General features: G+C 71.4%; 18 protein-coding genes. 6 read left to right on the top strand and 12 right to left on the bottom strand.

Annotated features, from left to right (window positions below; all coding sequences use genetic code 11):
* Positions 1-419 precede the first annotated feature (419 nt).
* A complete protein-coding gene (locus AQJ58_RS07995) occupies positions 420-2660 on the bottom strand; it encodes an autotransporter-associated beta strand repeat-containing protein (protein ID WP_067246602.1) in 2241 nt (746 codons plus the stop codon).
* A 295-nt stretch (positions 2661-2955) separates the two neighbouring features.
* Here AQJ58_RS07995 and AQJ58_RS07990 point away from each other — a divergent pair, with 295 nt between their 5' ends.
* Positions 2956-4365, top strand: coding sequence for an RICIN domain-containing protein (locus AQJ58_RS07990; RefSeq protein WP_067246600.1), 1410 nt, complete (start codon positions 2956-2958; stop codon positions 4363-4365).
* Positions 4366-4375: 10 nt separating this feature from the next.
* Here the strand turns inward: AQJ58_RS07990 and AQJ58_RS07985 are convergent, their stop codons facing one another.
* Positions 4376-6055: a rhamnogalacturonan lyase B N-terminal domain-containing protein gene (locus AQJ58_RS07985; protein WP_067246598.1), complete on the bottom strand. Its 1680-nt coding sequence runs from the start codon at positions 6053-6055 to the stop codon at positions 4376-4378.
* Between the two features lie 190 nt (positions 6056-6245).
* Between AQJ58_RS07985 and AQJ58_RS07980 the strand changes: the two genes are divergently transcribed.
* From AQJ58_RS07980 to AQJ58_RS07970, 3 genes are all read left to right on the top strand, one after another.
* The gene (locus tag AQJ58_RS07980) at positions 6246-7298 is read left to right on the top strand and encodes a rhamnogalacturonan acetylesterase (protein WP_067246595.1); all 1053 of its coding nucleotides are present in this window, start codon (positions 6246-6248) and stop codon (positions 7296-7298) included.
* An 83-nt stretch (positions 7299-7381) separates the two neighbouring features.
* The gene (locus tag AQJ58_RS07975; protein WP_067246592.1) at positions 7382-9085 is read left to right on the top strand and encodes a DUF2264 domain-containing protein; all 1704 of its coding nucleotides are present in this window, start codon (positions 7382-7384) and stop codon (positions 9083-9085) included.
* 242 nt (positions 9086-9327) lie between these two features.
* On the top strand, positions 9328-9708 hold the full coding sequence (locus AQJ58_RS07970) for a VOC family protein (RefSeq protein ID WP_067246589.1): 381 nt from the start codon (positions 9328-9330) through the stop codon (positions 9706-9708).
* Positions 9709-9802: 94 nt separating this feature from the next.
* Here the strand turns inward: AQJ58_RS07970 and AQJ58_RS07965 are convergent, their stop codons facing one another.
* Positions 9803-10387, bottom strand: a complete 585-nt coding sequence (locus AQJ58_RS07965) for a TetR/AcrR family transcriptional regulator (RefSeq protein ID WP_067246587.1) — start codon at positions 10385-10387, stop codon at positions 9803-9805.
* Positions 10388-10540: 153 nt separating this feature from the next.
* On the opposite strand from AQJ58_RS07965, the gene AQJ58_RS07960 reads away from it, so the two are divergent.
* The gene (locus AQJ58_RS07960) at positions 10541-11122 is read left to right on the top strand and encodes an ArsR/SmtB family transcription factor (RefSeq protein ID WP_067246584.1); all 582 of its coding nucleotides are present in this window, start codon (positions 10541-10543) and stop codon (positions 11120-11122) included.
* Positions 11119-12618 (top strand): MFS transporter, encoded by a 1500-nt coding sequence (locus AQJ58_RS07955; RefSeq protein WP_107121991.1) that lies wholly within the window; start codon positions 11119-11121, stop codon positions 12616-12618. Before AQJ58_RS07960 ends, AQJ58_RS07955 begins: the two co-directional genes overlap by 4 nt.
* A gap of 187 nt (positions 12619-12805) precedes the next feature.
* On the opposite strand, the gene AQJ58_RS07950 is transcribed toward AQJ58_RS07955, so the two are convergent.
* From AQJ58_RS07950 to AQJ58_RS07910, 9 genes are all read right to left on the bottom strand, one after another.
* A complete protein-coding gene (locus tag AQJ58_RS07950) occupies positions 12806-13612 on the bottom strand; it encodes an ABC transporter permease (RefSeq protein WP_067246582.1) in 807 nt (268 codons plus the stop codon).
* Position 13613: 1 nt separating this feature from the next.
* Positions 13614-14417, bottom strand: coding sequence for an ABC-2 family transporter protein (locus tag AQJ58_RS07945; RefSeq protein ID WP_067246579.1), 804 nt, complete (start codon positions 14415-14417; stop codon positions 13614-13616).
* Positions 14417-15412: an ABC transporter ATP-binding protein gene (locus AQJ58_RS07940; protein WP_067246576.1), complete on the bottom strand. Its 996-nt coding sequence runs from the start codon at positions 15410-15412 to the stop codon at positions 14417-14419. Before AQJ58_RS07940 ends, AQJ58_RS07945 begins: the two co-directional genes overlap by 1 nt.
* A gap of 161 nt (positions 15413-15573) precedes the next feature.
* Positions 15574-18486, bottom strand: coding sequence for a glycoside hydrolase family 2 TIM barrel-domain containing protein (locus tag AQJ58_RS07935; RefSeq protein ID WP_067246573.1), 2913 nt, complete (start codon positions 18484-18486; stop codon positions 15574-15576).
* 12 nt (positions 18487-18498) lie between these two features.
* The gene (locus AQJ58_RS07930) at positions 18499-19383 is read right to left on the bottom strand and encodes a carbohydrate ABC transporter permease (protein WP_067246570.1); all 885 of its coding nucleotides are present in this window, start codon (positions 19381-19383) and stop codon (positions 18499-18501) included.
* Positions 19380-20345, bottom strand: coding sequence for a carbohydrate ABC transporter permease (locus AQJ58_RS07925; protein ID WP_067246566.1), 966 nt, complete (start codon positions 20343-20345; stop codon positions 19380-19382). The genes AQJ58_RS07930 and AQJ58_RS07925 overlap by 4 nt, the downstream gene beginning before the upstream one ends.
* Before the next feature lie 21 nt (positions 20346-20366).
* Entirely contained in the window at positions 20367-21632 is a 1266-nt protein-coding gene (locus tag AQJ58_RS07920; RefSeq protein WP_067246564.1) for an ABC transporter substrate-binding protein, read from the bottom strand.
* Between the two features lie 274 nt (positions 21633-21906).
* Positions 21907-23154 carry an ROK family protein gene (locus AQJ58_RS07915; protein ID WP_067246561.1) on the bottom strand — a complete coding sequence of 416 codons (1248 nt, stop codon included), beginning with the start codon at positions 23152-23154 and terminating at the stop codon, positions 21907-21909.
* A gap of 147 nt (positions 23155-23301) precedes the next feature.
* Positions 23302-24621: an FAD-binding protein gene (locus AQJ58_RS07910; protein ID WP_079078761.1), complete on the bottom strand. Its 1320-nt coding sequence runs from the start codon at positions 24619-24621 to the stop codon at positions 23302-23304.
* Between the last annotated feature and the right edge of the window lie 55 nt (positions 24622-24676).

Below are 24676 nucleotides of genomic sequence, written 5' to 3'. Positions count from 1 at the left end.
TCACGGAAGGGACCTCCCGTCCACCTCGTGAACAGCGGGTCCACCAGGTGGGAGGACTCCGCCGGCCTTGACGGACGCGGCCCGGCACGGACTCGCCCGCCCGAAGCCGCGGGCTGCCCTCGCCGTGGTCGTCGGTGGGCGGGTTGTCCTCGCCGTGGTCGTCGGTGGGCGGGTTGTCCTCGCCGTGGTCGTCGGTGGGCGGGTTGTCCTCGCCGTGGTCGTCGGTGGGCGGGTTGTCCTCGCCGTGGTCGCTGGCGGGCGGGCTGCCCTCGTCCTGGTCGTCGGTGGGTGGCCTGCCCCCGCCCGGACCCCAGCCGGTGAGCTGCCCTCGTCCCGTCCGGCGCCGGTGGGCTGCTCGGCGCCCCCCGCCGGATCCGTCAGGTCGGTCAGGACGGGCCCGCCCGACCTGTGCGCGATTCCTACGCCGCGTGCCGTCCGCCCCTGCGCCCGCCCCCGCCCCCGCGCCGGGGCCGGGCCCGTCTCCGCAGGGTCATCGGCATGCCGAGGCCCGCGAGCAGCCCCGCGGCGAGTACGTACGGCCACCACCCCATCCCGCTGCTCATCCCGCTGTTCGCGCCGCGGGTCTCCACCGACGCCACGCGGGAGGAGGCCGACCTGTCCGCCGCGGAGGGGGAGGAGCCGGTCGGGTCGGCCGTGAGGACCACGTCGTTGCCGTCGCCGCCCCGGTAGCTGATGCGGTAGACGGTGTCGCCGAGTCGCACCTCGGCGCCTTCCCGCAGCCCGTCGAAGGTGCCGGAGACCGCACCGCGCCCGGTGTGGTCGACAACGGTGATCTCCTGCGCGCCCGCCCTTTCCGTCTTCCCTTCCCTCTTGCCCTCCCCGGCGCTTCCCGCGAGATCCGCCTCGCCGGCGCTGCCGGCCTTGCCCGCCCGGCCGGTCCCGGTGGCTCGCCCGTCCTCGGTGCTCGCGCCCGCCTTGGACAGATCGAGGTCCCCGCCCAGCCGGACCCGGCCGCTCACCTTCAACGGTGCTTTCGCCACGACGAGTTGCCCCTCGGAGTTCTGGACGTAGTCGCCGCTCACCGTCAACCCGCCAGTGACGACACCCCGGTTGACGACCGCCCCCTCGACCGTGCCCCTGCCGTCGAGTGCGCTCAGCACGCGCAGCGCAGCGCCCCCCGTGTCCAGCCGTGAGGATGCCGAAGGCAGGTGCACCGCACGGCTGTTGGCGAGGCTCGCGCCGCCGCGCAGGGCGAGGGTGCCCTTGCGGACCGTCGTCGTCCCCGTGTACGTCACCGAGGATCCGGTGAGTGTCGTGGTCGCCGCGCCGGACTGGACGAGCGCGCCGCTGCCGCCGATGCCCGACAGCGAGACGGGCGTGGTGGTGTTCCGCACGACGAGGGTCCCGTCGTTCACGATCCGCCGCCGCGCCGTGCCGGTGAGCAGCGAACCGTCGCCGCCCGCCGCTCCCGAGCCGAGCCGCAGCACGGCGCCCCGCTCCACGGTGGTGGAGCCGTCGTAGTGCTGGGCGGCGGCGAAGGTGACGTCGTTGCCCTTGGTGCCGGCGATCACGACGTCCCCGGCGCCGGGTGCCGCGAGCGTGTCGTGGTACTGGCCGCCGCCGATCGGTGCGCCGAGCGTCACGGGCCCGTTGTAGTCGAACGTGAGCAGGGAGCGGCGGCCGCTGCGTTCGTGCAGGTTGATGTAGACGGTGTCCTTGGTGCCGGGCATGAAGATCCGGTGCGTGGTGCCGTCGCCCCATTGGACGTCCGCGCCTTCGATGTTGGTGCCCCGCTTGTTCAACTGATGCCGTATGGGACGCCAGTTGAGTCCCGGGTCGCTGAGCGACGGGTGGGTGTCCCCGCCCCGGTCGCTGTAGCTGTACTGCCCGGTGAGGACCACCTTGCTGCCGGGCCGAGTGTGGACGTTGACGTCACTGCCGTATTCCCGCTGGTAGAAGTCCTGGCGCAGGGTGATCGTCTGGTTCAGCGGGGTGTCGATGATCCAGGAGCCCTGGTTGACGACGGCGCGGACGGAGGGCAGCGCCACGGGGTACTCGGGGCGGCCGACGGCCATGCCGGTGCCGTTGTCGATGACCCCGGAGAAGGGGTGGGTGCCCGCCAGGTCGAGGGTCCCCCACATGCCGCGAGGCTGGGTGACCAGCCCGGAGCCGCTGATCGTGCCGATGTTGAAGGTGCGGGTGAGGGAGAGGCGGAGGGTGCCGTCGACGCGGATGTTGAGCTGATTGAGCCGGTATCCGGGGGTGTCGTACGGGAAATGGCCGATCAGTCCCGTGCCGCCGCCGGTGCCGTACTGGAGGGTGGTGCCGCGCTCGACCGTGATCGCGGGCGGGTCGGGGCGGGTGACCGTCGTGTACGGGTGGTTGCCGCCCTGGGTGCGTACGGTCTGCCGCTGCCGGGCCTTCGGCAGGGTGAAGTCGCTGTCCTTGGTGAGGACCAGCGTCCCGCCGCCGCGGACGGTGAGCGTTCCCTCGCCGCGCAGGACGCCGTCGTACGTCGTCGTCCCGGAGGGCACGGTGATCACCGTGTCGCCGGTGAGGGTCACGTCCCGGTCGGCCAGCACGTCGGCCGTGACGTCCCGGGTGCCGGCGGCCACGGCCGGGGGAGCGGTGGCCAGGAGGGCGGCGACGGCCGCGAGGGCGCCGGCGGCCGCTGCTGAGGTGTGGAGGGGGCTGCGCACAGGTCGGAGACGGTACGGGGGTGCCGCCGATAACAGAAAATCGCCGTGCGGCTGGAATCCTCCCGGTCTCGCCGCGTCCTCCAGAAAAGGCTTTCTATCAAGTCCCGTCAGACCCGTTGACCTGCTGGTAACACACCCTTACCTTTTCGGCGTTCGCCATTCCACATGTTGTTCGCATTCTCGAACGCTGCGCCCCCACTGACCCGCTGCCCCACCAACCCGCCGTCCCCACCCACCCGCAGCCTCGAACACACCTGTAGTCCGTGAAGGTGGTCGTTCCCCGAGAGGTATCCCCATGAGACGTGTGTACGCCACCCTGCTCGCCCTCTGTCTGGCGCTGATCGGCGCCCTCGCCACCGCAGGTCCCGCCCAGGCGGCGTCCGTGACCGTCCCCAACGGCGTCCAGTTCACCGACACTTCGGGCGCCGTCGTGCACGCGCACGGCGGCGGAGTCATCAAGGTCGGCAGCTACTACTACTGGTTCGGTGAGGACCGCAACGCGGACAACACCTTCCGGTACGTGGACGCCTACCGCTCCACCGACCTGCAGAACTGGGAGTTCAGGAACCATGTCCTGACCCAGTCCAGCGCCTCCGAGCTCGGCACCGCCTACATCGAGCGGCCGAAGGTCGTCTACAACGCCTCCACCGGCCAGTTCGTGATGTGGATGCACAAGGAGAACGGCACCGACTACAGCGAGGCCCGCGCGGCCGTCGCCGTCTCCGACACCGTCGACGGGACCTACACCTACCAGGGCAGCTTCCGCCCCCTCGGCTCCTCCATGTCCCGGGACATCACCACCTTCGTGGACACCGACGGAACCGGTTACATGGTCTCCGCCGCGAACGAGAACTACGACCTGCACATCTACCGGCTGACCGCCGACTACACCGCGATCGACAGCCTGGTCGCCAACCCCTGGGCCGGCGGACACCGTGAGGCGCCGGCCCTGTTCAAGCGCAACGGCGTCTACTTCATGCTGACGTCGGGTGCCACCGGCTGGAGCGCCAACCAGCAGCAGTACGCCACCGCCACCAGCCTGGCCGGCCCCTGGACGTCGATGGCGAACGTCGGCGACTCCACCACCTACGGCTCGCAGACCGCGTACGTCCTTCCCGTCCAGGGCAGTTCGGGGACGTCGTACCTGTACATGGGCGACCGCTGGGGCAACTCCTTCGGCGGCACCGTCAACGACTCCCGCTATGTGTGGCTGCCGCTGACCTTCCCGACCGCGACGACCATGTCGATGTCCTGGTACCCGGAGGTCGCCGTGGACACGGTCGCCGGGACGGTGACCGGCACAAGCGCCACCTACAACACGCTGGTCGCCCGTCACTCGTCCAAGTGCGCCGACGTGACCAGCCAGTCGCTCTGGCAGGGCGCCCAGGTCAAGCAGTACACCTGCAACGGCGGCAACAACCAGAAGTACTGGTTCAAGCCGGTCGGCGGCGGCTACTACCAGCTGGTCACCCGGCAGAGCTCGCTGTGCGTGCAGGAGAACTCCGCGACCGTCACCCAGGAGAACTGCGACTCCTCGGCCACGACCCAGCAGTGGTCCGTGACCACGAGCGGCAGCTATGTGAACATCAAGTCCCGGGCGAGCGGCGAATGCCTCGACGTGAACGGCGGGTCCACCGCCGACTCGGCCGCGATCATCACGTACACCTGCAATGGCGGCACGAACCAGCAGTGGACACAGGGCTGATGACGTGACGTCAGGCGAGCAGGTCGATCGCGTCGATCGATGTGCCCGCACTGAGGAAGGACGTCGTCCCCGAGCCGCTCGCCACGTAGATCTTCAGCTGGTTGTAGGCGCCGGTGTCCGTCAGCCAGGCGGACGCCGGCACGCTGTAGGTGAACGTGTGGTTGTTGCCCCGGTAGGACCCCACGGTCAGCGACCGGGTGCTCGGCTGGGTGGGCGGGGAGGGGACGGCCGAGGTCCAGGTGTCGTTGACGACGATCTGCGGCCGGCCGTTGGCGTAGGCCGTCGTCACGCCGATGCGCAGGGTGTGCGCGGCGGCGGCCTGGGCCGCGGTCAGCCGGAAGTGGACGACGATGCCGCTGTTGACGTCCTTCCACAGGTAGCAGGGGAAGGCGGAGGTCTCGGTGCCGCTGCCGATGACCACATTGCCCGTCCAGGGGGCGGCCCGTACGTCGGAGGGGTGCGCGTACGTCATCAGGTCGGCGTTCTTGAAGCCGCCGGGCGTGCCGTTCCAGTCCCCGATCCGCCAGAGGGCACTGGCGTTGCCCGGGTCGTTGGAGGACGGGATCGCGATCGTGTTGAGGGTGGTGGTCCCACCGGCGGACACCGTCACCTGCGTACTGTATACAGCCAGCTCGCCCTTGTAGACGGTCAGCGTGTACGTCCCCGGCAGGGCCCCGCCGATGGAGAAGTAGCCGTCCGAGGCCCGCGCCGATCCCCAGTACTGGGCGGCCGAGTTGGCGAGCCCGACCGTGTACGGGTACGCCGGGTTGCGTCCGCTGATGCCCACGCCGGCCACCCGGCCCCGGCCGCTCGCGGGGACGTACCCGGAGATGCCGAGGGAGTCCGCCCAGGACGTGGTCAGGGTGCCCGGGTAGAGGGAGGGGGAGGGGGCGCCGCCGTCGGTGAAGGCGATGACGTACGGGCCCTGGAGGCCGAAGCGCTGGGCCTCGGTCTGGTTCTCGCCGTAGTAGAGGATCTCGTACAGGCCGCCGCCGTCGGCGCTCTGGTGGCGCAGGAGCGACCGGTAGAAGGGGCCGCCGGAGGCCTTCTCGTGGTTGCTGCGGACGATCCACAGTCCGACGGATCCGGTGGACCATCCGGTGTAGTCGTAGTCGATCACCCGCACCTTGGCGTAGTGCTTGGAGCGGGTCTGGCCGTCGGACTTCGCGAACACGTCCGAGGCCTCGATGGTGGAGGACGTGTAGGTGTAGGAGTCGGGCTCGTCGTTGAGGAACAGGCCCTTCTTCACACGGACGATGTAGCGGGTGGCCGAGACGGAGGTGTCGGCCTTGTCGGTCCAGAGGTAGACGTTGTTCTCGCCGCTGCGGGCCGCGTAGTAGTGCTTGAGCGTGCCGTGGGCGACCGAGATCAGGATCGTCGCGCCGGACCGGGCGATCGTCACCGTCGAGGTGCCGAGCCCGGACTCGATGTGCGAGTTCTTGCCGTCGTAGCCCTGGTACTCGGTGCCCCTGTAGACCAGCGAGGTGAGGTCGCCGTTGGTCTTGCTGACCTTGAAGACCAGGCTCGCGCCGGTGTCGACGACGTAGTGGGAGCCGTCGTCGCTCCAGCCGAATCCCGCCGCCGAGGCGGGGGAGGAGAGGGGGCCGGCGAGGGCGGCCGTGCCGGCGGCGGCCGCGGCGGAGAGCACGAAGGTACGGCGTCGGACCGGGTGGCCGTCGGATCCGGACATGGGGGAGCCTCCTTCGGGAGGTGTGGGGTGTGCGGGTGTGGGAGAGAGTGACAGTTGAAACGATTTCGCGAAAGGGCTTTCACTCGCGGGAGGTTGGCAATCTTGTGAAATCGCTTCAGGGTCTGGAAAGCGCTTGTCAATGGCGGTACGGTCCAGCCTCCAGGACTGCTGCCGTGACGGAGGAGCCTCAGTGAGACGTTTCACCCTCGCCGTGCCGACCGCACTGGCCCTCACCGCCGTCCTCACGGCTCTCCCCGCCCCCGCACGGGCGCACGAGCACCGCCCCGCACCCCTCGGCATCGACCACTGCACCGCCGGCGTGTGTCACTTCGACGTCCCGCCCGGCACCTACGACGTCCGGGTCGTCCTCGGTGGCGACACCGACTCCAGCACCTCCGTCGGCGGGGAGACCCGGCGGGCGCTGCTCGCCGAGACGGCGGTCCCGGCCGGGGAACGCCTCGTCCGCAGCTTCACGGTGAACGTCCGTACGCCGGAGGGCGAACCGACCGGCGCCGAGGGAACTCCCGGACTGGACCTGGCACTCGGCGGCACCGCACCCGCCCTCGCGGACATCCGGGTCACCCCCGCCCGGCACGCCCGGCAGATCCTCCTGGTCGGTGACTCCACCGTCTGCGACCAGCCCGGCGAGCCCTACACCGGCTGGGGCCAGGAGCTGCCGCAGTATCTGCGCCGGGGCGTCTCGGTCGCCAACTACGCCGATTCCGGCGAGAGTACGGTCACCTATCTGGGGAACCCGCAGCTCTGGGCCACGGTCCAGCCGCTGATCCGCCCCGGCGACCTGGTCCTGATCCAGCTGGCGCACAACGACAAGACGACCGACGAGGTGACGTACCGCGCGAACCTGGAGACACTGGTGGCGGGGGTGCGGGAGAAGGGCGGCAGCCCCGTCCTCGTCACCCCCGTCGTACGCCGCTGGTTCAACGCCGACGGCACACTCGACAACGGAACGGCCCTGCTGGTCAACGGACTCGGCGTCGACCACCCGGCGGTGATCCGCTCGGTCGCCGCCGCCCGGGACGTACCGCTGATCGACCTCACCGCGCGGACCAAGGCGCTGGTGGAGTCCCTGGGCGTGGAGGGCTCCAAGGCGCTGTACCTGTACAACGAGAAACGCGACAACACGCACACCTCCGTGCGCGGAGCCACGGCCTACGCGGGCCTGGTCCGCGACGAGCTCGTCGCCCAGCACCTGGTGCCCCGGGGCACCGTGCGGGTGGGATGAACTCCTGGGGGCGCCCCGACCGGAACCGGGACGCCCCCAGGGCCTGACCCGCCCCGACCACCGCGCCGAGAGAGAAACCACCGATGCGCCTGCCGCCGCCCGACCCCGCCCTCAGCCCGCGTACCGGCTTCACCCGCGCCCACTGGGAGGCCGCCGCCGACGCGCTGCTGGCCGCGGTGGAGCCGTACGCCACCGAGGACCGGGCCCTCTACCACTTCCCCGGCGACCGGCAGAGCTGGTCGGGCCGTCTCTCCGACGGACTGGAGGGGTACGCCCGCACCCTGCTCCTCGCCGCGTTCCGCCGCGACGAGACGGCCCTGGAGCGGTACGCCGACGGACTCGCGGCCGGCGTCCGCGGCGTCTGGCCCCGCATCGAGGACCGCGGCCAGCCGCTCGTCGAGGCCGCGTCCGTCGCCCTCGCGCTGCGGCTGACCCGACCCCTCCTGTGGGACCGCCTCGACGACTGCGTGCGGCAGCGCGCCGCGCACTGGCTCGGTGACGCACTGAGCGCCGAACCCTGGCCGTGCAACTGGGAGTTGTTCCCCGTCACGGTCGGCGGCTTCCTCCAGGAGATCGGTCACGAGAGCGAGGCGGCCGGCAAGGCGGTCGACCGCGGGCTGGAGCGGATCGAGCAGTGGTACGTCGGCGGCGGCTGGTACACGGACGGCGACGGCCGCAAGTACGACTACTACAACGGCTGGGCGATGCACCTGTATCCGGTGCTGCACGCCTGGCTCGCCGACGACAGTCGACTGCTCACTGTATACGGCAGCCGGCTCGAGACCCACCTCGCCGACTACGCCCGGCTGTTCGGCGGCGACGGCGCCCCGATGCACCAGGGCCGCTCCCTCACCTACCGCTTCGCGACCGCCGGCCCGCTCTGGCTGGGCGCCCTCACCGGCCACACCCCGTTGTCGCCCGGCGAGACCCGCCGGCTGGCCTCCGGCGCGCTGAAGTACTTCCTGGAGCGGGACGCCGTGGACGAGCGCGGGCTGCTCACCCTCGGCTGGCACGGCCCCGACCCCGCCGTCCTCCAGGGCTACTCGGGCCCCGCCTCCCCCTACTGGGCGAGCAAGGGGTTCCTCGGCCTGCTGCTCCCGCCGGACCACGAGGTGTGGACGGCCACGGAGGAGCCGGGCCCGGCGGAGCGCGAGGACGCCGTGACCCCCGTCGCCGCGCCCAACTGGCTGCTCCAGTCCACCCGGGCGGACGGCGTGGTCCGGCTGCACAACCACGGCAGCGAGGACGTCCGCTACGACCCGTACTACACCCGGCTGGCGTACTCGACGGTGACGGCGCCCTCCCCCTCGTACGACAACAGTGTGGTCGTCGGGGGAGACCCGGGGCGTACGGGGATCGAGCCGCTGGGCGCCGGGGACGGCTGGGCGGCCTCGCGGCACACCGCGGGCGGCGGAGCACGGGTGACCAGTGTGCTGCTGGCGCGCGGGGCGACGGAGGTGCGGGCGCATCTGGTGACGGGGGCGGCACCGGGTACGCCGGTCCGGGTCACCGGATGGCACGCCGGGGCCGGGCTCCGGGCGGAACTGGTCCCGGTCCACGGCCTGGTGGCCTCCGCCGAGGAGGCCGCCGCCCTCGCGGGTACCACGGGGGACGGCGGCACCCTCTTCGTCGCGCTCGCCCGGCTCACCGCCGAGCCGGAGACCGTCCCCCTGGAGGAGACGGTCTCCGTGCGGGCGGCGGGGCCGGACGGGATCCGGGTGCGCTGGAGCGACGGCTCCGAGGTCCGGGTGACCCTGTCGGGGGACGCCGTACGGGTCAGGGCTTGAGCCGGGCGATCCGCGGGGCCGTCGTGGCCGGCGAGGGCCCGGGGCAGCGGCTTGGCGCAGGCCGGGGACCTGCCAGCGGCGTGACGTGGACGCCGTCCGGGGCGGGCCTGGCCACCCGCGGCGTGCCGTTCGGTGCCGTTCGGGGCCACCGCGGTGGGCGCACCCGGCGGGCCTGGCCGACCGGGCCTTCGGGGGAGCGTATTCGCGTTGCCGCTCGGGAGGCCGTGCACGACAATCCCCGCATGACTTCTGCCGTTCGCCACGTGACGATCGACTGCTCCGACGCCTACGCCGTCGCCCGTTTCTGGTCCGAGGTGCTCGGCCTGCCGCTCCAGGAAGAGGACAAGCCAGGTGACGAGGAGGCGTTGATCAAGGGCGCGGGCCTGCTCTTCGTCACCGTGCCGGAGGCCAAGACGATCAAGAACCGGGTGCACCTCGACCTCGAGCCGCAGGACCGCACCCGGGATGAGGAGGTCGAGCGGCTGCTCGCCCTCGGCGCCACGCTGGTCGCCGACCGGCGCAGGCCCGACGGCACCGGATGGGCGCTTCTCGCGGACCCGGAGGGCAACGAGTTCTGCGTGGAGCGCAGCCGGGCGGAGCGCGGGGCGCCCGCGACGGGCTGACCGGCGGCTTCCCCGCGCCCGGATCCGCCGGCTTCCCAGCGCCCGGACCTGCCGGCTTCCACGCGCCCGGACCCGCCGGCCTGACCCCCCGGGGTCAGGGCGCCGCGTCCGTCTCCCGGGGCCAGTGCGTCAGCGCCGTGTGCAGCGCGTCGATCGCCTTCTCCCACGACCGCTGTACGTCGCGGGGCGCGCCGAACGATCCGCCGGCCTCCAGGGCGCAGTAGCCGTGGAAGGTGCTGCGCAGCAGGCGGACGGCGTCGGTGAGGTCGGGTTCGGCGAGGCCGTAGGCGCGCAGCATGCCGTGGGTGATCTCGGCGGTGCGGCGCATCGCGGCGGAGTCGACGGCGAGGTCCTGGTCGATACGGATCTGCGCGGCCGCGTACCGCCCGGGGTGCTGGAGGGCGTACTCCCGGTAGGCCCCGGCGAACGCGGCGAGCGCGTCCTTGCCGGCGAGCCCCGCGACGGCCGGCGCGATCCGGTCGATCATCTCGCCGCCGACGTACAGGGCGAGCCGGATCCGCAGGTCCTTGAGATTCCTGACGTGGGAGTACAGGCTCGCGTCCTTGACGCCGAAGCGGCGGGCCAGCGCCGAGAGGGTGACGCCGTCGGGCCCCGCCTCGTCGGCCAGTTCGGCGGCGGCCGCGACCAGTCGGTCGGCGGTGAGGCCGGCTCGGGGCATGGGGACCGCCTTGGATGATCGGGCCTGGACAGTTCGCAGGAGATCCTAGAGGGAGGCGGCCAGCTTCCCCCGCAGGCCGCCGAAGCTCTGATCAACTTCCCTTCTTCGAGGGAGAGTTGACTTCCAGTCAGTATGAGACGACACTCTCACGCCATGGATGTGGGTAACCGATCGGGCGATGTCGAACTCACCGATCCCAAGGCCATGCGGGCGCTCGCGCACCCGGTGCGGCTGGCCGTGCTGGAACGCCTCCAGCGGCACGGGCCGGCCACGGCGACCCAGCTCTCCCCGCACGTCGGCGCGACGCCGTCCGTGACGAGCTGGCATCTGCGCCACCTCGCCGCCTTCGGGCTGGTCCGCGACGCCGAGGCCGGGACGGACCGGCGCGAGCGGCGCTGGGAGTCGGTGGGCCGGTGCTTCCGGTCCGGAGCGCCGCGGGACGAGGAGGGGCGCTCGGCCGCGCGCGTCCTGGTCGCGGAGATGTTCGCACGGACCGCGGGACTGCCGGCGCGCTGGCTCACCGAGACCGAACCGGACCTGGAGCCGCAGTGGGCGGCCCGGGCCGGCGGGCTGAACAGCAGGATCGTCGTCACCGCCGAGGAACTGGGCCGCCTCCAGGAGGCCGTCGAGGAGCTCCTCGCGCCGTACCTCGCCCGCACGAAGGAGCGGTGGCCACCCGGCAGCCGGGGCGTGCGCGTCCTCACGTACACACTTCCCGAGGGCGCCGCGGAGTGAAGGCGGGCCCGGGCTCGTTGTGGCGGGACGGCCGCTTTCTGCGGTTCTGGGCCGGACAGACCGTCTCCCAGTGCGGTGACCGGGTCTCCGACCTCGCGCTGCCGCTGGTCGCGGTGGGCACCCTGCACGCCTCCGCCGCCGAGGTCGCGTGGCTGACGGCGCTCGTCTGGGTGCCGAACCTGGTCGGGCTGTTCCTCGGCGCCTGGGTCGACCGGCGTCCCGGCAAGCGCCGGCTCATGATCGGCACCGATCTGGTGCGCGCCGCCCTGCTGCTCACCCTGCCGGTGGCGGCGCTCCTGGACGCGCTCACCCTGGGCCAGCTCTACGCGGTGGCGGCGCTGAGCGGGGCGGCGGCGGTGGTGTTCGGGTCGGCGTACCAGAGCTTCTTCGCCCGCCTCGTGCCGCAGTCGTCGTACCTCGACGCCAACAGCAAGCTCGCCGCGAGCCGTTCGGTGGCCTTCGTGGCCGGCCCGGCCCTGGGCGGCGGCCTGGTGCAGCTGCTGACCGCGCCGGTCGCCGTCGCGGCCGACAGTCTGTCCTTCCTCGCCTCGGCGCTGCTGCTGCGGCCGGTGCGCGTCGACGAACCGGAGCCCGCCGACCCGGACGGGCCGTCCCTGCCCCGGCTGGCCCGGGAGGGGCTCGCCTTCGTTCTGCGTCAGCCGGTGCTGCGGGCCAGCCTCGGCTGCGCGGCCACCGTCAACTTCTTCACCTTCCTGACCGGCACCGGACTGCTGGTGCTGTTCGCGGACCGCGAGCTGGGGCTGTCCCCGGCGGCGACCGGGCTGGCGTTCGGGGCGGGGGCGCTCGGGGCGCTCCTCGGGGCGGTGACCGCGCCCGCGCTGTCCCGGCGCATCGGCCTCGGCCGCAGCATCGCGGTGGGCGCCGTCCTGTTCCCGGCCCCCCTCGCGCTGCTCTGGGCCGCCCAGGGGTCCCTCCTCGCCCGGGCCGCGGTGCTGGCCGCCGCCTGGTTCCTGTCCTGCTTCGGCGTCATGATCTTCGACGTCAACCTCAACTCGCTGGACACAGCGGTGACTCCGGACGGTCTCAGGGGCCGGGTGATCGGTGCGTACAGCACGGTCAACTACGGGGTGCGTCCCCTGGGTGCCCTGGCGGGCGGTGGACTCGCCACCGCCGTGGGCCTGCGCGCGACCTTCACCGTGGCCGCCGTGGGCGGTGCGCTGTCGGTGCTGTGGCTGCTGCGCTCACCGATCCCGGCCATCCGCGACCTGGACGACGTCCCGCGGCCCGAGCGGCCTGAGCGGCCTCACCGGCCCGAGCGACCGGCCCTGGCGGACCGACCCGCCTTGGCCGACCGACCCGCCTTGGCCGACCGCTCCGCCCTGCCCGACCGCTCCGCCCTGCCCGACCGCTCCGCCCTGCCCGACCGCTCCGCCCTGCCCGACAGCCCCGCCCTGCCTGACAGCCCCGCCCTGCCCCACCGCCCCGACCGGCCCGCAGGGGCTCCGGAGCCGACGCCGCTCACGCGTTCGGACTGACGTCGACGTACGGCTTGGCGACGGCCGTAGGGTTGGCGGAGGGCATCGCTGGCGGAGGCGGCGAGGTTGGCGTACCGGGCGCGGGGCCGCCGCGAGCGACCCCTGGGGCGGCAGCGGGACTCGTCGCCCTGCTGACGCCGGTGCGGCAGGCCGGGCGGTGGTGACCGCCGTGCCCTCCCGGCGTCTGTCAGCCGTTCACCCCGGTGTACTTGCCGAGGCTCCACCGCCACAGCAGCCGTGAGCCCAGATACGCCAGCACGCCCAGCAGGGGGGAGGCGGCGGCCAGCCAGTAGGGGACGCCGGTGTCATGGCCGTGGCCGGTGAGGACGGCGGCCGGGAAGTAGGCGACGAACGCGAGCGGAAGGCCGTACGTCAGCAGACCGCCGACCGCCCGCGGCAGTACGTTCAGCGGGTAGCTGCCGAAGGTGCCGAGGAGCTCCTCCAGCCAGCCGCTCCAGTAGTCGGCGGCCGGGAAGCGCAGCGCCGCGCAGGCCACCGCCGTGAACAGCGCCGCCTCCAGCAGCATGCCGCCCACGACCGCCGCGACCAGGTACGAGATCCGGCCCGCCGTCCAGTCCAGCTGGCTGCGGCCGAGCGCGCCCGCCATCAGCCCCGTCGCCACCGTCAGATCGCCGATGGCGTTGGTCGGGAAGTAGGCGAGCTGGACCTGGCGGTGCACCGGCATCGGGCGCAGCAGATAGACGTCGATCTTCCCTTCCTGGATCTGCCGGCCGATGAAGTGCATCCGTCCCAGCAGCAGCACCATCAGACCGTGGGCGAGCATCCGGATCGCCGGGATCAGCAGCACTTCCGAACTGTCCCAGCCGCCCATCCCGGTGAACCGGGACAGCAGCACGGTCGCGAACACGATCACCGACACCTGCCAGATCGCGCCGATCGCGATGTTGAGCAGGAACTCGCTGCGGTACTCCATCGAGGAACGGATGTTGAGCAGCGTGATGCGCCACACGATGCGCAGGGACTTCAGCGACATCTCAGCCTCCCTGCGCGATCACGCGTCGCGCGGCCCGCCGCCACACCCACCGGGTGAACAGCGCCAGTACGGCCACCCAGCCGGCCTGTACGGCCAACTCGACGACGGCGTCGGACAGTTGGATCCGGCCGATGTAGATCGACAGCGGCACGCTCAGCGTCGCCTGGAACGGCAGGAAACCGCTCAGCGTGATGAACCAGTCCGGGAAGAACCACAGCGGCGCGTACACCCCGGACAGCAGGTTCTGCGCGAAGATCAGGATCAGCATCGCGGAGTTGTTGCGGATGGTGAAGAAGCACAGCTGGTCCAGGATCAGCATCACGTAGTACAGCACCAGCTGGCCGAGCAGCAGACTGACCGCGAACACCCCTGCCACGGCGGCCGATCCGGGCGGGTCGACCACCCCGGCCACCAGGCACACCGTGTACCCGGCCAGCGCCCACGCGAAGCCGTACAGCTGCTCGCCGAGGGCGCGCAGGGCGTAGTAGCGCTGCGGCGGCAGCGGGCGCAGGTACCAGTAGACGATGGTCCCGTAGTGCATGTGCTGGATGACGCTGTCCCGGCCGGCGTACTGGTCCAACTGCCGGATGCGGGACGCGAGCACGGCCAGGACGGCGTACGTGACGGCCTGGCCCTCGTCGAGTCCGGCGGTGGTGCCGGTGCGGGAGTACAGGCCGTGCCACAGGGACGCCACCAGCACCACCTGCACGGTCAGCCGGAGCAGGACGGCCGTCATCCGGGGCGGGGCGTGCAGCTCGCCCAGCGGAGTGACCCGGGCGGCACGCCAGGCGGGCACGGTCGCCATCACACCGCCTCCGCGTGGATGTAGGCGGCCCGCATCACGTCCTCCAGATCGGCCTCGTCCAGCGCGATGTCCGTCACCTCGTACCGCTCGATGACCGACTTCAGCGCCTGGTGCACGGTCGGCGCGGCGGACCCGTCCGGACCGAACACCACCCGGGCCCCCTCACGCCGGACGACCGCGATCCCCGGCAGCGCCGCGACCTCGGCGTGCGGATCGGTGAGCGTGGCCCGCACCTGCCAGGTGGAGCCGAACTTGCGGCGGATGTCGTCGAGGGTGCCGTCCAGCACGAGCCGGCCGTGGTTGACGAGCACCACCCGCTCGGCGAGCCGCTCGACCTCCGTCATGTCGTGCGTGGTCAACAGGACCGTCCGGCCCCGCTCTTCGACCTGGTACCGCAGGAACTCACGGACCTGCTCCTTGACCACGACGTCCATGCCGATGGTCGGTTCGTCGAGGAACACGACCGGCGGGTCGTGCAGCAGCGCCGCCGCCAGGTCACAGCGCACCCGCTGGCCGAGGGAGAGGTGCCGGACCCGGGTGTCCCAGAAGGAGGACAGCGCGAGGAGGTCGTCGAACTCCGCGAGCCGGGCGCTGTGCTCGGCCTTCGGCACCTCGTAGATGTCCCGGAGGATGGTGAAGGACTCGCGTACCGGCAGGTCCCACCACAGCTGGGTGCGCTGTCCGAACACCGCCCCGATGTTACGGGCGTTGCGCTCGCGGTCCTGGTACGGCACCACCCCCGCGACGCGGGCCTCACCGGAGGTGGGGGTGAGGATGCCGGTCAGCATCTTGATGGTGGTCGACTTACCGGCGCCGTTGGGACCGAGCAGGGCGAGGAGTTCGCCCGAGTCGACGTCGAAGGTGATGTCACTGACCGCGTGTTTCGCCACCCGTTCCGGGTTGACCAGGGAGCGAAGGGCGCCGGCGAATCCGGGGCGGCGGACGGTGGTGTGGAAGGTGCGGGACAGACCGCGCACCTGGATGGTGCCGCTCACTCGTTCAACCTCCAGTGCGGCGCGGCCGACCGGACAGGCCGGCACGGCCGCGGGAGAGGTCCTTACATTCTCGGAATGTCGATCAAATGGTCAATCGATTAATTGACCGGGCTTCGACCTGGCTTCGACCTGGCTTCGACGGAGGTCCGACCGGGGGCCGGTCAGCCGGTTGCCGTGAACACGAACGAGAACGTGGAAGGTGCCGCACGGAGGACGTACTGCGGCAGCGGGCCCGGGCCGCACGACTGGGAACCGAGACCGTGCTGGCCGTGGTCGAGGTTGACCCAGACCGTGTCGCCCGGGGTGAGATCGGTCCGGTGCCGGGCGGCGTCCAGCTGCTCGGTCGTCCAGCGGCGGGCGGTGAACCAGAACTCCGGGTCGCCCTCGACCCGCAGTCCGCCGAGCTCCGCCCAGCGGACGTCGGCACGGGCGCCGTTCTCCTGCGGACGGACGTACGGCGTCTGCATACGGTCCACCGTCGACTGCCAACGGCCTACCGTCGACGCCGTCCTGCTGTCCGGATACGCCTCACCGGGACCGCCGCCGAACCAGGTCACCGCGTCGGCCTCGGCCAGCCCGAAGCGCACGCCGAGCCGGGGCAGGGGCACGGTCCAGTCGCCCTCGGGCGTGACGGAGACGGTCAGCTGAAGGCGATCGCCGTCCGACCGCCAGGTGTACACCGTCGACAGTCCCAGATCGCGGGCCGCCGGCGCCACCCGCGTCCGCACCGTCAGCGCGTCGTCGCCGAGTTCCACCGCGTCCAGGCGGTGCCGCATCCGGTGCAGCCCCAGCTCGCGCCAGAGCGTGCTGTAGCGGACGCCGGACCCCCAGGCCGTGCCGTCGTCGTTGTCCGTGACCGCCCGCCACACGTCCAGCCGCAGACCGGTCACCGCCACGTGACCGACGGCACGCAGGGCACCCGTGCGGGCGTCGAAGGCGGCCGGACCCAGGGTGATCAGTCCGCCCTCCGCCACCGGGCCGACGGTCGCGGCGACCGAGGGGGCGGGCCGGGCCGCGACGGGCACTCGGCCCCAGGCCACCACATGGCCGGCAGCGGCCCAGGCGGTGTCCCCGGAGAGGACCGCGCGCACCGTCCAGGCGGTCTCCGCGTCCGCCGGGACGTCCGGCGGGGGCTGCGGCAGTTTCACCTGCGCCGACTCGCCCGCCGCGAGCGCGGGCACCGGCAGGCTCCCCGCCGCGACGGTCTCGCCGTCGGCCTCGAACGACCAGGTGAAGGCCAGCTCCTCCAGACCGGCGAAGTCCTGCTTGTTGGTGACCCGGACCGTGCCATCGCCGCAGCCCTCGACGGCGACCGGCTCGATCACCTTCTTGAACTCGGTCAGGCCGGGGGAGGGGGTGCGGTCGGGCAGGAGCAGACCGTCGCAGACGAAGTTCCCGTCGTGCAGCTCCTCGCCGAAGTCGCCACCGTAGGCGTGGCCGAGCGTCGGGTGCTCGATGCCGTGGTCGATCCACTCCCAGACGAAACCGCCCTGCACACGGTCGTGCGCCTCGAAGATCCGCTGGTAGTCGGCGAGTCCGCCCGGCCCGTTGCCCATGGCGTGGGCGTACTCGCACAGGAGGAAGGGCAGTGAGCGCCGTCTGCCGGTGCCGCCGTCGAGGGCCCGGCCGATCCGGTCGACCTCCTCGTGGGAGGCGTACATCCGGGAGTACATGTCGGTGTCGCGGCAGTTCCAGTCGCCCTCGTAGTGGACGAGGCGGGAGGTGTCGCGGGCGTGGATCCACTCGGCCATCGCCGTCAGACCGCGGCCCGTGCCGGCCTCGTTGCCGAGCGACCAGATCACCACCGACGGATGGTTCTTGTCGCGCTCGACCATCCGGGCGGCACGGTCCAGGAGGGCCGGGGTCCAGCGGTCGTCGTCGACGGGGTTGTCGCGCCAGTCCTGCTCGACGAAGCCGTGGGTCTCCAGGTCGCACTCGTCGATCACCCACAGCCCGTACGTGTCGCACAGGTCGAGGAAGGCCGGGTGGGGCGGGTAGTGGGAGGTGCGGACGGCGTTGACGTTGTGCCGCTTCATCAGCAGCACGTCCTCGCGCATGGTCTCCAGGTCCAGCGCGCGGCCCCGCCGCGGGTGCCACTCGTGCCGGTTGACGCCCTTGAAGAGGACCGGCCTGCCGTTGACCTTGATCAGCCCGTCGGCCAGCTCCACCGTCCGGAAGCCGATCCGCAGCGGCACCCGTTCGCCCTCGGTCGCGAGGACGCCGTCGTAGAGCCGGGGGGTCTCCGCCGTCCACGGCGCGACGGGGACGGTGACCGTCTCCCCGGTCGCGACATCGATGTCGAGAGCGGGCACGGTCACCCGCCCGGCGACGTCGGAGTCGACGCGCAGGGTGCCCTCGCCCGTGAGGTGGTCGTAGGAGGCGTGCACGAAGTGGTCGCGCACGGCTCCCGCCGGCCGGTGCAGCAGGGTCACGTCACGGAAGATGCCCGGGAGCCACCACTGGTCCTGGTCTTCGAGGTAGGAGCCCGCCGACCACTGGTGGACGCGCACCGCCAGCACATTGTCCTCGGTCCGCAGCAGATCGCCGACCGCGAACTCGTGCGCCAGCCGCGACCCCTTGAACTCGCCGAGCTCGGTTCCGTTCAGCCAGACCCGGGCGCAGGACTCCACCCCGTCGAACCGCAGGACCGCGCCCCCGTCCGACAGCGCGGGCCAGTCCGCCGGCAGGTCGAAGACGCGCAGATGGTCGCCGGTCGGGTTCTCGGTCGGCACCCGGGGCGGGTCCACCGGGAACGGATAGAGATGGTTGGTGTAGATCGGCGAGCCGAAGGCGCCCTCGCCCTGGAGGACCCAGTGGCCGGGGACCGTGACCTCGGCCCAGTCCCCGGCGTCGTATCCCTCCGCGGCGAACGAGTCGTCCTCGGCGTCCGCCGTCGGCGACAGACGGAAGCGCCAGCTCCCGTTCAGGGAGAGGCACCGCGCGGTGGAGGAGGCGTACCAGGCGCGGGGCGCGAGCGCCCCGCTGCCCGGTGAGACGTCCTCGACGTACGCGACGCCAGCCGTCCCGTCCGTGCTGCTGTTGGTGCTGGTGCTGCCGGTGGTGCGGAAGGACATCGGTCTCCTAGGTCAGCCCTTGATGCCGGTCTGGGCGATCCCCTGCACCAGCCAGCGCTGGAGGAAGAGGAACACGAGCAGCAGGGGCAGGATGGAAATGGCCGTGGCCATGAAGATCAGGTGGTAGTTGACCGTCTGGTTCGTCATGTACGACGACAGCGCGACCTGCACCGTCCAGGCACTCGGGTCCTGGCCGATGACCAGCGGCCACAGGAAGGCGTTCCATCCGTTGATGAAGGTGATCGTGGCGATCGCGGCGAAGAAGTTCAGCGAGTTCGGCACGACGACGCGCCAGTACGCGCCCCAGTAGCCCAGCCCGTCCACCCGCGCCGCCTCCTCCAGCTCCTTGGGGAACCCCAGGAAGTACTGCCGGAAGAGGAAGCAGGTGAAACCACTGAAGAGGCCCGGAATGATGAGACCTCGGTAACTGTCCACCCAGCCCAGCGACGACACCAGCACGAAGCTCGGCACGAAGGTCACCGCCGTCGGCACCATCAGGGTGACCAGTACGGCGTAGAAGACCTTGTCGGCGTGCCGGTAGGGGATGCGGGCGAGACCGTAGCCGGCGAGCGAGCACACCAGGAGGATGCCCGAGGTGTGCAGGACGGCCACGACCACGGAGTTCCACATGGCGTGCGCGAAGTCCACCGTGACGTCGTCGAACGGCTCGGTGACGTTGCCCCACTGGATGTCGGTGGGGAACCACTTCCAGTTCTCGCCCGTGATCTCCCGGTCCGTCATCAGCGCGTTGCGGACGATCAGGTAGAAGGGGATCAGGAAGAGCAGTGCGGCGATGCCGGTCGCGAGGTACAGACCGGTGTTGCCGATGACCCCGCCGCCGCGCCGTTTCCCGGCCGGTGCGGGGGCCTTCTCGAAGTCGGGTGCTGTGGTGGTCACTTGGACTCCTCACCCCGTCCGAAGCCCATGATCTTTCCTTGCAGCAGGGTGACGACGCAGATCAGCAGGGTCAGCACGACCGCGCCCGCGCTGCCCGCGCCGTAGTTCTGGTTCTCGCCCAGCGCCATCTTGTACAGCTCGACCAGCGGCGGCTGGCCCCAGGTGGTCTTGGAGAGCAGGTTGAAGAACTCGTCGAAGGCCTGGTAGGCGGCGATGAGCAGCAGCAGGATCACCGCGGTGGAGGTGGCCCGCAGCTGCGGCAGCGTGATGTACCGGAAGGTCTGCCAGCCGGGCTTGGCGCCGTCGATGGCGGCGGCCTCGTACAGCTCCTGCGGGATGTTCTGCAGCGCCGCGAGGAACAGGATCATGTAGAAACCCGACTGGAGCCACAGCCGGACGGTCACGATGACCAGCCAGTACCAGGGCGGGTCGGGGTTGGCGAGCCAGGCGATGTTCTCGACGCCGAACCAGTCCAGGACGGTGTTGGCGAGGCCGAAGCGGACGCCGTTGAAGAGGGACATCTTCCAGATCAGCGCAGCGGCGACATAGCTGCACGCGGTCGGCAGGAAGAACACCGACCGGAAGAACGCCCGCATGAACCGCAGCCGGTTGACGAGCAGCGCCAGGCCCAGCGAGAGCCCCCAGGTGGCGGGCACGATGAACGCGGCGAACACGGTGAAGGTGACGAGGGAGTTGCGGAAGTCGGTGTCGGTCAGGATCTGCTTGTAGTTGGCGAAACCGACGAACTCGCTCGGTGTGACCGTGAAGCGTGCCTCGAAGAAGCTGAGGTACATGCTCCAGACGATCGGCACGAAGACGAAGATCACCAGGCCGATCAGGAACGGCCCGGTGAAGAGCCAGAAGTTGAAGGTGCTGCTCGCCCTCAGGGCCCGCCGCGGCCGGGTCCTGGGGACCTCGGCCGGGGCGGGCGGGGCGACCTTGCGCGGGGCGGCGGTCGACATGTCGTGGTCCGTCCGGCGGGCTCAGCCGAACAGCTTGGTCAGCTCGGCGTCGACCTTCTTCTGGGCGGCGTCGAGCTGCGCCTTGGGGTCGGCGTTCTTACGGACGGAGTTGGCCATCACGTCGTTGATCGCGGAGATCATGGCCTGGGTCCAGCCGATGTTGTCGAAGTGGCCGAACTCGTTGAAGAGCTTCACGCCCTCGGCCGGCAGGCCGGACTTCAGCTTGGTCGCGGACTGGGCGAGGGAGGTGCGCGGCGGGATGTGGAAGCCGTAGGAGGTGGCGAAGTCCTCCTGGTACTGCTTCTGCTCGATCCACAGCCACTTGACGTACTCCTTGGCCGCCTCGACGTTGTCGCCCTTGGCGTTGACGAACATCGACCAACCGCCGTTGGTGACCGACTGCTTGCCCGCCGAACCGACCTTCGGGAAGGGGAAGATGCCGATGTCGTCACCGAGCGCCTGCTGCATGGCCGGCATGGCCCACATGCCGCACCACTGGATGGCGGTCAGGCCCTGGGTGAAGGCCGACGGGTCCCACCAGTCGGCGGGGGCGTCGAGGAGCAGGTTGCCGCTGGTGAACAGGGAACGCAGCTGCTTGAGTCCGTCGGCGACCGCGTCGGTGTTGAAGGCGACCTTGTGGTCCTCGGTGAGGGTGTCCGCGCCGGCCGACCAGATCAGCGGGCTCTGCACCGGGGTGATGTCGTTGCCGAGGAAGGCGCCCTTGACCTTGCTGGTCTTGAGCTTGGCGGCGGCCTCGATCAGCTCCTCCAGCGTCTGCGGCACCTCGATCTTCGCCTTCTCGAAGAGCGAGGGCCGGTAGAAGAAGAACTGCGGGTCGTCGATCATGCGGACGCCGTAGATCTTCCCGTCCACGGTGTGCGACGTGATGTCGGCCGGGTTGAAGTCGTCCTTGACCGGTTCGATGATGTCGGTCAGATCCGCCACCTGACCGCTCTTGACGAGCTGGATCTGCGGGTGGAACTCGAACACGTCGGGCGCGTTCTTGGTGAGCAGGGCGGCGAACAGCTTCTGCTCGAACTGGGAGCCGGTGATCCACTGGGTGGTGACGTTCGCGCCCTTGTAGGCCTTGGCGTACCGCTTGACCGCCTGCTCGACGCCCGCCTCGCCGTACGCGTGGAAGTACTGCACGAGGTTCTTGCCCGAGCCGCCGCTCCCGCCGCGACCGTTGTTGCCGCCGCATGCGGCCAGGGTGCCGGCGGCGGCCATTCCCGCTGCGGCCCGGAACAGCGAACGGCGGGACCAGGTGTTGTTGCTCATTGCCGACATGCTGACGTCCTTGTCTCGAAGTACGGCCACGGCTCGGTGCATCTGCGTCAAGTGGCTCAATTCCTGTCGCGGAGCCGGACGTTAACCTTCGGCTAAGGCTTCGGCAAGGGGTTGGACGAAGTCTGTTCGAAGCGTTGCGATCGGTTCGGGATGACGAACGGACACCCTCCGGGGCACATCGGTCCCAGGGGTGTAGGCCGCCCGCGCATGGGTAACGCAGGCGCGGGGAAAGGGGGTTGAGGGCCGCCGGTGTCAGGGGCCGGCGGCCCTCGGCTCATGGGGCGGACGCGGTGCGGCTCCTGGCCGGGGTCGCGCGCTTGGTGCTCCGCTGCCCGACGCGCTGCAGCGCCCCTTCGAGCGCGAACGTCGCGGCTCCCAGGCAGACGGGGTCGGTGGGGATCGCGGACAGGACGATCCGGCTGGCGGCCAGCGGCCGTTTCAGCGCGTGCCGGGCGACGGCCTCGCGCACCTCCTCCAGCAGCGGTTCGCCGAGCCGGGCCGCGACCCAGCTGCTCAGCACCACCACCTCGGGATTGAGCACGTTGACCAGGACGGCGACGCCGGCGCCCAGGTAACGGGCCGTGTCCCGTACGACCTTGACGGCCACCTGATCCCCTGCGGCGACCCCGGCCGCCAGCGCGTCGATGGTGGCGGTCTGGTCCCCCGGGTGCAACAGCGGGCTCTGCGGGCCGATCTCGCGCAGGTTCTGCATGATCCCGAGCGCGCCGACGTACGTCTCCACACAGCCGTGGTTGCCGCAGCGGCACAGGCGGCCGTCGAGCACGAGCGTGGTGTGCCCCCATTCGCCCGCGCTGTTGCTCACGCCCCGGTGCAGCCCGCCGCCCAGGACGAGCCCGGCGCCCACGCCCGTGCCGAGGTTCACCACGACCGCGTCGCCGTGGCCGCGCGCCGCCCCGAACCACAGCTCGGCGACCGCGCTGGCCCGCAGCGGATTGTCCAGGTACAGGGGATACGCGATGTGTTCGGAGAGCAGGTCGAGCAACGGCACGTCGTGCCAGTCCCAGTTGGGCGCGTACTCGGCGATACCGGTGTCCCGGTCCACCTGGCCGGGCACGCTCACCCCGACCCCCAGCACCCGCGCCGCGTCCACCCCGGCCTGGGCGACCACCGAGCCCACGGCCGCCGTCACATGCCCGACCACCTGCTCCGGGCGGCTCTCGCCGGGGCGCATGTTCTCCTCGGCGCGGGCCAGGACGTTCAGCGCCAGGTCGAACAGCTCGACATGGACGTACGTCTCGGCGATGTCGACACCGATCAACGCGCCCCCCGACGCGTTGACGGCCACGAGGCCCCGGGGGCGGCCGCCCGCCGAGTCCTCGAACCCGACCTCAGTGATCATGCGCAGGTCGAGCAGCTCGCCGACGAGTGTGGCGACCGTGGCGAGGGACAGTCCCGTCGCGGCCGCCAGCTCCTGCCGGGAGGTGGGCGAGGAGGCGATGATCTGGCGCAGCACCTCGTAGCGGTTCGCGGTGCGGATGTCCCGTGATGTGCCGCGCTTCATCGAGCTCCCTTCGCCGGCCCGGCGCCGAGGCCGGTAGTGGCGACGGCACCGGCGCGGCGACAGGCTATGGCGTGCCACGACGTTCGACAAGGGGTTAGGAAAGGGGCTTTATAAAGTCCGCCGCGCCCCCGTGCCCGGGTGGCGCGTTCAGGTCCCCAGGACGTCCCGCACGAAGGCGTTGGTGAACTTCCCGGCCGGGTCCAGCTCCCGCACCAGCGCCGCGAAGTCGTCGATCCGTGGGTAGCGGGCGCGCAGCGCGGAGGCCGGGATCTCGAACACCTTTCCCCAGTGCGGTCGCGGGGAGAACGGCTCCAGTGCGGCCTCCACCTCCCGGACCACCGGCAGCACGGCCGCCGTGTCGGCGATCCAGGTGAAGTGCACGGCGACCGTGTCCCGGCCGTACGCCGGGCTCAGCCACTGGTCGTCGGCGGACACCGTCCGCACCTCGCAGATCTGCAGGACACGGGCGACCGCATCCCGGATCCCGTCGATCGCATACAGCGCTCCGTCGACCGCCGACCGCGGCAGCAGATACTCGCTCTGCAGCTCCTCCCCGCTGCTCGGCGTGAACTCCGCCCTGAAGTGCGGCAGCCGCTCGTGCCACGGTCCCGGCACCCCGAGCTGCTCGGTGCAGTTGACCGCGGGCATCCCCGGCACCGGATGCAGGGCCTCGGTGGCGGGCGCGGCCCACGGGAACACGGCCGGCGGCCCGTCGGTGCGCCGTTTCAGCCACACCTGCCGGAAGCCGGGAGCGCCCCAGTCGGTGAACAGGCTCACGCTGTACGCGGCCCCCGCCACCGCCTCGAAGTCCAGCCCCTCCAGCGGGAGTTCGGTGAACAGGTGCTGCTCGACCGCGTAGCCCGGCTCCAGGTCCAGGGTGAGGGCGGTGACCACGCCGAGCGCGCCCAGGGAGGTCACGGCCCCGCCGAAGCGCGCGTCCTCGCGCCCGAGCACGACGGTCGAGCCGTCGGCCGTGACGATCTCCACCTCGCGCACCGCGGAGGCGAGGGAGCCGTTGCGCACCCCCGACCCATGGGTGCCGGTGGCCACCGAGCCGGCCACGGAGATGTGCGGCAGGGAGGCCATGTTCGGCAGGGCGAGCCCGTGCTCGTGCACCCGCCGGGCCAGGGCCGCGTACCGCACCCCGCCGCCGACCCGCACCGTGCGGGCCGCCGTGTCCACGTCGATCTCGGCCGGCAGCGTGTCCAGCGACAGCAGCACCCCGTCGGGGCCCGGCTCGGCGATCCGGTTGAAGGAGTGCCCGCTGCCGAGCACCCGCACCCGCCCGCCGCCCGCCACCAGCGCGCGCAGCGCGTCCGTGGACCCCGGCCGGTGCAGCGCGCCGGCCGCGAAGACGATGTTGCCCGCCCAGTTCCGCCACGGCCGGTCCCCCGCCCGCCCCGCGTGCCCCGGCCCGTCCTGTCCCGCGCCGTCCTGTCCCGCCCCGTCCGTCACGGTCCCGCCCATGCGACTGCCCGCCCTTTCGAGGTGCTCGAGAACCCGGAATACCCAGGTCGAACCT

It is taken from the genome of Streptomyces sp. DSM 15324 (assembly GCF_001514285.1).
In the GTDB taxonomy this organism is placed as follows: domain Bacteria; phylum Actinomycetota; class Actinomycetes; order Streptomycetales; family Streptomycetaceae; genus Streptomyces.
This window is presented reverse-complemented; position numbering and strand designations above follow the sequence as displayed.

Excerpts from the sequence above, each read along its gene's own strand:
- AQJ58_RS07920 (WP_067246564.1), bottom strand. The coding sequence starts at position 21,632 with ATGTCGGCAATGAGCAACAACACCTGGTCCCGCCGTTCGCTGTTCCGG.
- AQJ58_RS07915 (WP_067246561.1), bottom strand. The coding sequence starts at position 23,154 with ATGAAGCGCGGCACATCACGGGACATCCGCACCGCGAACCGCTACGAG.
- AQJ58_RS07990 (WP_067246600.1), top strand. The coding sequence starts at position 2,956 with ATGAGACGTGTGTACGCCACCCTGCTCGCCCTCTGTCTGGCGCTGATC.
- AQJ58_RS07960 (WP_067246584.1), top strand. The coding sequence starts at position 10,541 with ATGGATGTGGGTAACCGATCGGGCGATGTCGAACTCACCGATCCCAAG.
- AQJ58_RS07965 (WP_067246587.1), bottom strand. The coding sequence starts at position 10,387 with ATGCCCCGAGCCGGCCTCACCGCCGACCGACTGGTCGCGGCCGCCGCC.
- AQJ58_RS07985 (WP_067246598.1), bottom strand. The coding sequence starts at position 6,055 with ATGTCCGGATCCGACGGCCACCCGGTCCGACGCCGTACCTTCGTGCTC.
- AQJ58_RS07935 (WP_067246573.1), bottom strand. The coding sequence starts at position 18,486 with ATGTCCTTCCGCACCACCGGCAGCACCAGCACCAACAGCAGCACGGAC.
- AQJ58_RS07970 (WP_067246589.1), top strand. The coding sequence starts at position 9,328 with ATGACTTCTGCCGTTCGCCACGTGACGATCGACTGCTCCGACGCCTAC.
- AQJ58_RS07950 (WP_067246582.1), bottom strand. The coding sequence starts at position 13,612 with ATGTCGCTGAAGTCCCTGCGCATCGTGTGGCGCATCACGCTGCTCAAC.
- AQJ58_RS07975 (WP_067246592.1), top strand. The coding sequence starts at position 7,382 with ATGCGCCTGCCGCCGCCCGACCCCGCCCTCAGCCCGCGTACCGGCTTC.
- AQJ58_RS07945 (WP_067246579.1), bottom strand. The coding sequence starts at position 14,417 with ATGGCGACCGTGCCCGCCTGGCGTGCCGCCCGGGTCACTCCGCTGGGC.
- AQJ58_RS07925 (WP_067246566.1), bottom strand. The coding sequence starts at position 20,345 with ATGTCGACCGCCGCCCCGCGCAAGGTCGCCCCGCCCGCCCCGGCCGAG.
- AQJ58_RS07910 (WP_079078761.1), bottom strand. The coding sequence starts at position 24,621 with ATGGGCGGGACCGTGACGGACGGGGCGGGACAGGACGGCGCGGGACAG.